At 67.6% G+C, this 10,961-nt stretch carries 7 protein-coding genes and 1 pseudogene; 7 read left to right on the forward strand and 1 reads right to left on the reverse strand.

What is annotated here, in order from left to right; genetic code table 11:
• Nucleotides 1-295 (reverse strand): dihydrofolate reductase family protein (locus AC1DY5_RS26420; protein WP_478116193.1); only part of this gene is annotated, 295 nt, incomplete at its 3' end.
• Between the two features lie 555 nt (nucleotides 296-850).
• Here AC1DY5_RS26420 and AC1DY5_RS26425 point away from each other — a divergent pair.
• From AC1DY5_RS26425 to AC1DY5_RS26455, 7 genes and pseudogenes are all read left to right on the forward strand, one after another.
• Nucleotides 851-1,920, forward strand: a pseudogene (locus tag AC1DY5_RS26425) (IS110 family RNA-guided transposase); the annotation flags it as partial.
• A gap of 253 nt (nucleotides 1,921-2,173) precedes the next feature.
• Nucleotides 2,174-3,757 (forward strand): xanthine dehydrogenase small subunit, encoded by a 1,584-nt coding sequence (gene xdhA, locus AC1DY5_RS26430; protein ID WP_478116195.1) that lies wholly within the window; start codon nucleotides 2,174-2,176, stop codon nucleotides 3,755-3,757.
• A gap of 1 nt (nucleotide 3,758) precedes the next feature.
• Complete coding sequence (gene xdhB / locus AC1DY5_RS26435) at nucleotides 3,759-6,182, forward strand: xanthine dehydrogenase molybdopterin binding subunit (RefSeq protein WP_478116197.1); 2,424 nt, start codon at nucleotides 3,759-3,761, stop codon at nucleotides 6,180-6,182.
• A gap of 65 nt (nucleotides 6,183-6,247) precedes the next feature.
• Nucleotides 6,248-7,201, forward strand: coding sequence for a LysR family transcriptional regulator (locus AC1DY5_RS26440; protein WP_478116199.1), 954 nt, complete (start codon nucleotides 6,248-6,250; stop codon nucleotides 7,199-7,201).
• An 82-nt stretch (nucleotides 7,202-7,283) separates the two neighbouring features.
• Entirely contained in the window at nucleotides 7,284-8,648 is a 1,365-nt protein-coding gene (locus tag AC1DY5_RS26445; RefSeq protein WP_478116201.1) for an NCS2 family permease, read from the forward strand.
• A 39-nt stretch (nucleotides 8,649-8,687) separates the two neighbouring features.
• Entirely contained in the window at nucleotides 8,688-10,229 is a 1,542-nt protein-coding gene (locus AC1DY5_RS26450) for an ABC transporter ATP-binding protein (protein ID WP_478116203.1), read from the forward strand.
• Nucleotides 10,222-10,961, forward strand: a 740-nt coding sequence (locus AC1DY5_RS26455) for an ABC transporter permease (protein ID WP_478116205.1), incomplete at its 3' end; no start/stop codon positions are given. The genes AC1DY5_RS26450 and AC1DY5_RS26455, both read left to right, overlap by 8 nt.

Here is a 10,961-nt window from a genome sequence, read left to right on the forward strand (position 1 = left end):
TCTTCAGCGTGCGCGAGGCCACGTGCTTCTTGGCCGTGTTGAGCGTCCGCGCAATCGAGTTGTCGGCCGGCTGGTATGGCCAGTACGCCTCGAAGATCTCGTAGGTCCTGCGGCCCAGCACGAGCTCGCGGTCCTTGCCGTCGAAGCCGTTCATGGAGCGGCCCATGACCTCGTCCCAGTAGTTGAACGTCCAGCCGCCGAAGGCGAAACCGCCGGTGGGATCTTCCTCGGGGCCGCCCGGCGCCTGCATGACGCCGTCGAGTGTGACGAAGGTTGATGCGATGAGCTTTCTCATGGGGCGACTCCGTGGGTTGGGAGGTTGGGCATGGACGACCGCGAACTGAACGGCGGTGACGAAGGTCCGCTGGTGCGACAGCGGACCGGCTCAAGAATGCCACATGGCTCCCGTTCAGGAATAGCTCGTGAACCGTGAGCAGGACCGGTCAACAACTGTTGACCCCCCAACAGCGCCTTCGCTTGTCGGCCTCACGCGTCGATGGTGTGATCCGTCACGGCAGTTGTTGACCGGCCGGCACCACCTCGCCTTACCCGTGTCGAGGGCATCGAGTGGCCCCCGCAGCGAAGTAAAGGAGGAGGCGAAGCCGGGGGACATGAGCGGAGGGGGCCACCCGGTGTCCTCGGCACGCGTCCCGAAGCTCCAAACTCGGGCCGCTACGGCGCTCGTGCCACCATTTTTGGCGGCTCGAACGGGGAGCCGCAAGGCTCGCCGGTTCTCGCAAGGGGTGCCCGGTACGCCAACCTGTTCGAGTCGCCGCCTCCGATTGGCGTCGGGTGCGACGGTTTCTGCAATCCGCACCCTTTGGAGCCCATTCGCAGCGCGGCCTGAAGGGTGTGGCTGGTCGACGCCAGGCAGATGAAGTACGTCCCGGGACGCAAGAGTGACGTGCAGGACTGTCAGTGGCTGCAAAGGCTGATGAGCCTGGGATTCCTACGCGCCGCTTGGCGCCCCWCRGGTGAGGTSTGCGTYGTGCGCGCGGTGGCCCGCCAGCGCGASGTGCTGCTSGYCGASCAGGCCAGCTGGGTKCAACGCATGCASAAGGCKCTGGTGCAGATGAACATCCGCCACCGAGGTCCTCACCGATGTCATGGGCATGACCGGTCAGTTGATCATCCGCGACATCTTGGCTGGCGTACGAGATCCCAAGGTGCAGGCCCGACACCGCAACCGCCGCGTCAAGGCCAGCGCCGCGAAGAGATCACCAAGGCACTGACCGGTAACTGGCGCGATGAGCATCTGTTCGTGCTGCGCCAATCGCTCGCAATGTATGACGACATCGCCGGTCATCTGGCCGAATGCGACCGCAAGTTGCAGACGCTGCTGAGCGAACTGGGGCAGCGTAACGTCGATCTGGGCAAGGTACCACGCGCCGGCACCAAGTCGCTACGGAGTTTGATGCTCGCCAGATCCTGGCCAATTGGGCTGGAGTGGACCTCACGCGTATCAACGGTCTGGGCTTGACCGTGGTGATGAAGATCCTGTCTGAGCTTGGTCCCGACCTGCGTCGATTCGACACCGTCAAGCACTTCTGCTCATGGCTCGGGCTCTGTCCGGGCACCAAGATCAGTGGCGGCAAGGTGCTCTCTGGCAAGACCAAGCGATCCGCCAACCGGGTGCGCCAGGCGCTGAAGATGGCGGCAATGAGCCTGTCGCACAGCGACTCAGCGCTCGGCGCGTTCTATCGCCGGCTGTGCAGTCGCATGGACAAGCCGCGCGCCAACACCGCCGTCGCGCACAAGCTCGCACGTATGGTCTATTACATGCTCACACGCGGCGAAGCCTTCGTCGACAAGGGCCAACAGCACTACGAAGAGCAACAGCGTCAGCGCAGCGTCGCCGCCCTCAAGCGTCGAGCCGCAGCGCTCGGATTCGAGATCAGTCCGAACTCGGTATCAGCCTGAAAGGCAGCCCAAATTCTGTTGATTTCTCATGAGAGGCCGGGGGGCATGAGATCCCAGGGACCATGATGCGGGCCCGGGTACCGGCGCCGCCCAGGCCCACAATAGCCGCCGAGGCAAGGGTTTTCCCCAGCGTCACATACCAGCGTCCACATAGGCGCTATGGTGCCGGCCGTATGCATCCGGCGTCGCCAGGGACTAACTTCGAGTTGGCCCGTTTTTTGATCGTCAGCAGCGCAGCCCAACGAGAACCAGCATGACCCCGAGCACCCAACCGATCCGTTTCTTCCATCGCGGCCGCATCGTCGACGTCAGCGGCGTCCACCCGACCCGCTTGGTGCTCGACTGGCTGCGCGAGGACGCGCGCTGCACCGGCACCAAAGAGGGCTGCAACGAGGGCGATTGCGGTGCGTGCACCGTGGTGATCGGCGAGCTGGCCGAGCCGGGCGAGCGGGGCGCGGTCGGCGGCCTGCGCCTCGCGACGGTCAATGCCTGCATCCAGTTCTTGCCGACGCTGCACGGCAAGGCGTTGTTCACGGTCGAGGACCTGAAGGCGCAATGCGGCCACGGACACGACGCCACCCGTCACGAGAAGCATTCGGTGCAGCGCCTGCATCCGGTGCAGCAGGCGATGGTCGACTGCCACGGCTCGCAGTGCGGCTTCTGCACCCCCGGCTTCGTGATGTCGCTGTGGTCGACCTACGAGCACCACCAGGAAGGCGGCACCCAGCCGACCCGCCAGCAACTGGCCGACGAGCTGTCGGGCAACCTCTGCCGCTGCACCGGCTACCGGCCGATCCTCGACGCCGGCCAGCGCATGTTCGACCTGCCCGGCGTCCGGCTCGACACCGCCCCCGTGTTGGAAGCGCTCGCGAGCCTCAAGCACGACGACACCTTCGACTATGCCGCGCCCCTGGGCCAGCGCGTCGACCATTTCTATGCACCGACCACGCTGGCCGAACTCGCCGCACTGCGCGAGGCCAAGCCGGCCGCCCAGCTGCTCGCGGGCTCGACCGACGTCGGCCTGTGGGTCAACAAGCAGTTCCGCGACCTCGGCGACATCATCTCGGTCGGCGAAGTCGCCGAGCTGAAGGTGATCGAGGAGCGCGGTGAGGAGCTCTACATCGGTGCCGGCGCCTCGCTCGAGAACGCCTTCCGCGCCCTGGCGCAACGCCTGCCCAGCCTGACCGACGTCTGGCTGCGCTTCGCCTCGCCGCCGATCAGGAATGCGGGGACCATGGGCGGCAATGTCGCCAATGGGTCGCCGATCGGCGATTCGCCGCCGGTGCTGATGGCACTCGACGCCGAGATCGAACTGCGCCGGGGCGAGCGCGTGCGCCGCATGCCGCTGCCGGACTTCTACATCGACTACATGAAGAACCGGCTCGAGCCCGGCGAGTTCGTGCAGGGTCTCGCGGTGCCGCTCGCCGCACTCGGGCGCCAGGTGCGCGCCTACAAGATCAGCAAGCGCTTCGACTGCGACATCTCGGCTCTGTGCGCCGGCTTCTCGATCGCGCTCGACGGCGAGGTGGTGCGGGAGATCCGCCTCGCCTTCGGCGGCATGGCCGCGACCGTGAAGCGCGCCGCCCAGGCCGAGGCCGCACTGGCCGGCAAGCCCTGGACCCAGGCCAGCGTCAACGCCGCCAAACTGGCTTTGGCGCAGGATTTCAAGCCGCTGACCGACATGCGCGCCAGCGCCGACTACCGGCTGCAGGTGGCGCAGAACCTGTTGCAGCGCCTGTGGCTGGAAACCCGCACCCGAGATCCGCTGCCGGTGGAAGCCACCAGCGTCTGGAGCGTGATGCCCCATGCCGCCCTCGACGCCGTGCAAGGAGACTGACATGAACAAACCCCTCGATCCCAGCCTGTTCCAGTCGGCCGAGGCCTTCGCCGACTACCTCACCAACGCCGCCGCGCGCATCGATGCCAAGGCCGAGGCCAAGGCCCACGATGGCGGCGCCCGCGTCGGCATCAGCCGGCCGCACGAGTCGGCCGCGCTGCACGTGGCCGGCGAAGCCACCTACATCGACGACATCCCCGAACTCGCGGGCACGCTGCACTGCGCGCTGGGCCTGTCGCCGGTGGCCAATGGCCGGCTCAAGGGCCTCCGGCTCGATGCGATCCGCGCGATGCCGGGCGTGGTCGCCGTGCTCACGGCCGCCGACATCCCGGGCAGCAACGACTGCGGCTCGATCGTCCATGACGACCCGATCCTCTGCAGCGGCGACATCCGCTATCTGGGCCAGCCGGTCTTCGCGGTGGTCGCCGAGACCCGCGACGCCGCCCGCCGCGCCGCGGCCCGGGCCAAGGAGGCGCTCGACGTCGAGGCCGAGCCGCCGGTGCTGACGCCGCAGGATGCGCATGCCCGGGGCCAGTACGTGGTGCCGCCGATGCACCTGGTCCGCAGCACGAATGAAGGCGGCGCGCAGGCCGCGATCGCCAGGGCGCCGCACCGCCTGAAGGCGGAACTCGACGTCGGCGGCCAGGAGCAGTTCTATCTCGAGGGCCAGATCAGCTACGCGATCCCGAAGGAGGGCGGCGCGCTGCATGTCTACTGCTCGACCCAGCATCCGAGCGAGATGCAGCACCTGGTGGCGCATGCGCTGCACCTGCAGGCGAACGAGGTGCATGTCGAGTGCCGGCGCATGGGCGGCGGCTTCGGCGGCAAGGAATCGCAGTCGGCGCTGTTCGCCTGCGTGGCGTCGATCGCTGCAGCCAAGCTGCAGCGTCCGGTCAAGCTGCGGCTGGACCGCGACGACGACTTCATGATCACCGGCCGGCGCCACTGCTTCTGGTACGAGTACGAAGTCGGCTACGACGGCGAGGGCCGCATCCTGGGCGCCGAGATCTCGATGGTCTCGCGGGCCGGGCACTCGGCCGACCTGTCGGGCCCGGTGATGACGCGCGCGCTGTGCCATTTCGACAATGCCTACTGGCTGCCCGACGTCGCCATGCACGGCTATTCGGGCAAGACCAACACCCAGAGCAACACCGCCTTCCGCGGCTTCGGCGGACCCCAGGGCGCGATCGCGATCGAGAACATCCTCGACAGCGTGGCGCGCGAGCTCGGCCGCGACCCGCTCGACGTCCGGCGCGTCAACTTCTACGGCAAGGGCGAGAACAACGTCACGCCCTACGGCCAGACGGTCAGCGACAACATCATCCATGAACTGGTGGCCGATCTGGAGGCCAGCAGCGGCTACCGCGGGCGGCGCGAGGAGATCGAGGCCTTCAATGCGAAGAGCCCGGTGCTCAAGCGCGGCATCGCGCTGGCGCCGCTCAAGTTCGGCATCTCGTTCAACGTCAAGCACTTCAACCAGGCCGGCGCGCTGGTCCATGTCTACACCGACGGCTCGATCCTCGTGAACCACGGCGGCACCGAGATGGGACAGGGCCTGAACACCAAGGTGGCGCAGGTGGTGGCGCACGAGCTCGGCGTCAGCTTCGAGAGCGTGCGCGTCACGGCCACCGACACGCAGAAGGTCGCCAACACCTCGGCCACCGCCGCCTCGACCGGCGCCGACCTCAACGGCAAGGCCGCGCAGGACGCGGCGCGCCAGATTCGCGAGCGGCTGGCCGCCTGCGCCGCGGCGCGGCATGGCGGCGACGCCTCGCAGGTGCGATTCGCCAACGACAAGGTCGAGGTCAACGGCCGCACGCTGCCCTTCGGCACTGTGGTCGGCGAGGCCTATATCGACCGGGTGCAACTCTGGTCCGACGGCTTCTACGCCACGCCGGGCCTGTCCTGGGACAAGGACCGGATGTTCGGCCGGCCGTTCTACTACTTCGCCTACGGCGCGGCCGTCAGCGAGGTGGTCGTCGACACGCTGACCGGCGAGTGGAAGCTGCTGCGCGCCGACATCCTGCACGACGCCGGCAAGTCGCTGAACCCGGCGGTCGACATCGGCCAGGTCGAGGGCGCCTTCATCCAGGGCATGGGCTGGCTCACCACCGAAGAGCTGGTCTGGCACCCCAAGACCGGCCTGCTGACCACGCATGCGCCGAGCACCTACAAGATCCCGACCGCCAACGACTGCCCGCCGGTGTTCAACGTGCGGCTGTTCGAGGGCCAGAACGTCGAAGACTCGATCCACCGCAGCAAGGCGGTCGGCGAGCCGCCGCTCTTGCTGCCGTTCTCAGTCTTCTTCGCGATCCGCGACGCGGTGTCGGCGACCGGCGAGCACAAGGTCGACCCGCCGCTGCAGGCACCGGCCACCAGCGAGGCGATCCTGCGCGCGATCACCGCGGTGCAGGCCGGCGCCTGAGGGCCTTTTCATGTGATTGCTGCGCTGTATAACTGCCCGCACATTCCAGACAACGGCGGGCAGACATGAGAGACCAGGCGCTTCTCGACAAGATCGATCTTCACCTCATCAGGGTTCTACATACCGTGCTGACCGACCGCAGTGTCTCGCGAGCCGCCATCCGATTGGGGATGTACCAGCCCGCCGTCTCGGCCGCCCTGAAGCGGCTGCGGGAGCTCTCGGGCGACCCGCTGCTGGTGCGTTCGGGCTCGGGCATGGTGCCGACCGATGCCGGGCTGCGCATGATCGAGCCGGCGGCCGCCATCCTGCGCTCGGCCGAGGTGCTGTTCAGCGACGCCCGCGGCTTCGATCCGCAGACCGCGGCCACCACCTTCCGGATCGCCGCCAGCGACTACATGGACCCGCAGTTCCTGCCGCTGCTGGTGGCCCAGATCAAGGGCCAGGCGCCGCTGTGCCACATCGAGATCCATCCGCTGTCTTCCGACACGGACTACCACTCGCACCTGTCGCTCGGGCAGGTCGACCTGGTGATCGGCAACTGGCTCAAGCCGCCGGAAGACCTGCACATGGCACGCCTCTTCGGCGACGAGATCGTCTCTCTGGTCAACAAGGATCATCCGGCGGTGCGCCGCGGCTGGGACCTCGAGGGCTGGCTCTCGGCTGAGCACATCGCGCCGACTCCGCTGCACCCGGGCGCGCGCGGGATCATCGATCAGATGCTCGACGAGATGGGCCGGCAGCGCAACATCATGGCCCGCTGCGCCCACTTCGGGCTGATCCCCGACATGGTGGCCTCGAGCCTGCTGGTGCTGACCACCGGCCGCCAGTACTGCGAGCGCTTCGTCGGCCGGCTGCCGGTCGCGATCCTCGATTGCCCGGTGCCGCTGCCGCGCCTCATGTACTACCAGCTGTGGCACGAGCGCACCCATTCGTCGAGCTCGGCGCGCTGGCTGCGCGAGCGGACCAAGGCGGTGGCGGCGTCGCTGCGGCCGCCGCCCGGCGCGCCGGCCCCCGAATAGGCCGATTCGAAAATTTCGCGCCGGCGTCGCGACACGGACAGGAACGCCACGGACCCCAAGAAACGAGACGGAGACAACAGCGATGAACCTGACAGAACAAGTGCTCGAACCCCATGGGCGCATCACCACGCCGCGGCCTGCCGCAGGCGGCTGGGCCGAGCGGATATTCAAGCTCAGCGAGCACGGCACCACCGTGCGCACCGAACTGGTGGCGGGCCTCACCACCTTCCTGACGATGGCCTACATCATCTTCGTCAACCCGTCGATCCTCGGCGACGCGGGCATGCCGAAGGATGCGGTGTTCGTCGCCACCTGCCTGATCGCCGCTCTGGGCACCGGCATCATGGCGCTGTACGCCAACTACCCGATCGCGCTGGCGCCGGGCATGGGCCTGAACGCCTACTTCGCCTACGTGGTGGTCGGCCAGATGGGCTTCACCTGGCAGGCGGCGCTGGGGGCGGTGTTCGTCTCGGGCTGCCTGTTCCTGCTGGTCACGGTGTTCAAACTGCGCGAGCTGATCATCCGGGGCATCCCGCAGTCGATCCGGATCGCGATCACGGTCGGCATCGGGCTGTTCCTGGCGATCATCGCGCTCAAGAGCGCCGGCATCGTGGCGCCCTCGAAGGCCACCTACATCACGCTCGGCGACCTGCACACGCCTCAGGTGGTGCTGGCGACGATCGGCTTCTTTCTGATCGTGGTGCTCGACCGCCTCAAGGTGCCGGGCGCGATCCTGATCGGCATCATCGCGGTGACGGTGCTGTCCTTTTTCTTCGGCGGCAATGTGTTCCATGGCGTCTTCGCGCCGCCGCCGTCGATCGCGCCGACCTTCCTGCAGCTGGACATCAAGTCCGYGCTGTCGGGCGGCATCCTCAACGTGATCCTGGTGTTCTTCCTGGTCGAGCTGTTCGACGCGACCGGCACCCTGATGGGCGTGGCACGCCGGGCCGGCCTGCTGGTGCCGGCCAAGATGGACCGGCTCAACAAGGCGCTGCTGGCCGACAGCGGCGCGATCTTCGCGGGCTCGCTGCTCGGCACTTCCAGCACCACGGCGTATGTGGAAAGCGCAGCCGGCGTGCAGGCCGGTGGGCGCACCGGCCTCACGGCGCTGACGGTGGCGGTGCTGTTCCTGGCGGCCCTGGTGATCTCGCCGCTGGCCGGCGCGGTGCCGGCCTATGCCACGGCGCCCGCTCTGTTCTTCGTGGCCTGTTTGATGCTTAGGGAACTGACCGAACTCGACTGGGACGAGACGACCGAGGTGATCCCGGCGGCGGTCACGGCGCTGGCCATGCCCTTCACCTATTCGATCGCCAACGGCCTGGCCTTTGGCTTCATCACCTACGCGGTGCTGAAGCTGTTCACCGGCCAGGCCCGCCAGGTGCACTGGATGGTGTGGCTGATCGGCGGCGTTTTCCTGTTCAAGTTCATCTATATCGGCGGACACTGACGACAATGCGTCGCTAAAACCCAAAGGCCAGGCACAGGCATGACAATCCACAGACTCCAGCTTGCGCACATCACGAAGCGCTATCCTGCGGTGGTCGCCAACAGCGACGTGTCGCTGACGGTCGAACCCGGCGAGACCCACGCGGTCCTCGGCGAGAACGGCGCCGGTAAATCGACGCTCATGAAGATCATCTACGGCTCCGTGAAGCCCGATGAAGGCAGCGTCATGTTCAACGGCCAGCCGGTCAACGTGCGCAACCCGCAGGAGGCGCGGGCGCTTGGCATCAGCATGGTGTTCCAGCACTTCAGCCTGTTCGACACCCTGACGGTGGCCGAGAACGTCTGGCTCGGGCTCGAAAAGAGCCTGGCGCTGGCCGAGGTGGCGCGCCGGGTCCAGGTCAAGGCGGCCGAGTACGGGCTGGACATCGACCCCGCGCGGCCGGTCCACACGCTTTCGGTCGGCGAGATGCAGCGGGTCGAGATCATCCGCGCGCTGCTGACCGACCCCAAGCTCCTGATCCTCGACGAGCCGACCTCGGTGCTGACGCCGCAGGCGGTGCAGAAGCTGTTCGTGGTGCTCAAGAAGCTGGCATCCGAGGGCTGCAGCATCCTCTACATCAGCCACAAGCTGCACGAGATCCGCGAGCTGTGCACTGCCTGCACCGTGCTGCGCGGCGGCAAGGTCACGGGTGTCTGCAACCCGCAGAACGAATCGAACGAATCGCTGTCGCGGTTGATGATCGGCGCCGAGCCGCCGCCGCTGCAGCACCGACCGGTGAAGGTCGGCGGCGTGGCCCTGCGGGTCAAGGGCTTGAGCCTGGCGCGCGAGGACCAGTTCGGGGTCGACCTCGACGGCATCTCGCTCGACGTCCGGGCCGGCGAGGTGGTGGGCATCGCCGGCGTCTCGGGCAACGGCCAGAAGGAACTGCTCTACGCCTTGTCGGGCGAGGACACCCGGGCCGAGGCCCGGATGATCGAGGTCTTCGGCGCGGCCGCGGCGCATTTCAGGCCGCGCCGGCGGCGCGCGCTGGGGCTGCATTTCGTGCCCGAGGAGCGGCTGGGCCGCGGCGCGGTGCCGACCCTCGGACTGGCGCAGAACATGCTGCTGACGCGCAGCAACGCGGTCGGCAAGGGCGGCTGGATCCGCACCGTTGCACTGCAGCAGCATGCGAGCAGCATCATCCAGCGCTTCAACGTCAAGGCCGGCGGGCCGAACGCGGCGGCACGCTCGCTCTCGGGCGGCAACCTGCAGAAGTTCATCGTCGGCCGTGAGATCGACGCCGACCCGAAGATCTTCATCGTCTCGCAGCCGACCTGGGGCGTCGACGTCGGCGCCGCGGCCCTGATCCGAGGCGAGATCCTGGCGCTGCGCGACGCCGGCTGCGCGGTGCTGGTGGTCAGCGAGGAACTCGACGAACTGTTCGAGATCTGCGACCGCCTGCACGTCATTGCCAAAGGCCGTCTGTCGCCCTCGATCGATCGCGCCGCGGCCACGGTGCCGCAGATCGGCGAGTGGATGAGCGGCCTCTGGGACGCCCCGCAACACGCCGCCCAGTCATCCTCGGAGGTGGCTCATGCTTAAGCTCGAACCCCGCCCGCAACTCTCGCGCTTCTGGAGCTACGGCTCGCCAATCCTGGCCTTGCTGGTCACGGTGCTGATCGGCATGGTGCTGTTCGCCCTGCTCGGCAAGGACCCGGTCAAGGGCCTGGCGGTCTTCTTCTGGGAGCCGATCAAGAGCGGCTATGCGCTGGGCGAACTGATGGTCAAGGCGACGCCGCTGCTGATCATCGCGCTCGGCCTCGCGGTGTGCTTCCGCTCCAACGTCTGGAACATCGGCGCCGAAGGACAGTTCGTGTTCGGCGCTCTCGCGGCCGGCGGGGTCGCCTTGCTGGCCGACAAATCCACCGGCGGCTGGATCGTGGGCCCGATCCTGGTCGCGGGCATCCTGGGCGGCATGTTCTGGGCTGCCATCGTGGCCTTCCTGCGCGACAAGTTCAACGCCAACGAGATTCTCGTGAGCCTGATGCTGGTCTACGTCGCGGTGCTGCTGCTGGGCTTCATGGTCTACGGGCCCTGGAAGGACCCGCAGGGCTACAACTTCCCGCAGACCAAGACCTTCGAGGCCGTGACCCAGATCCCGCGCCTCATGAAGGGCTCGCGCGTGAGCATCGGCCTGCTGATCGCGCTGGCCGGCTCGGCGGCGTTGTGGGTGTTCCTGTTCCGGACACGGGCCGGCTTCGCGCAGCAGGTCGGCGGGCTGGCGCCGGCGGCGGCGCGCTATGCGGGCTTCTCGGCCCGGCGCGCGGTCTGGAT

It is taken from the genome of Variovorax sp. P4_D9 (assembly GCF_056401695.1).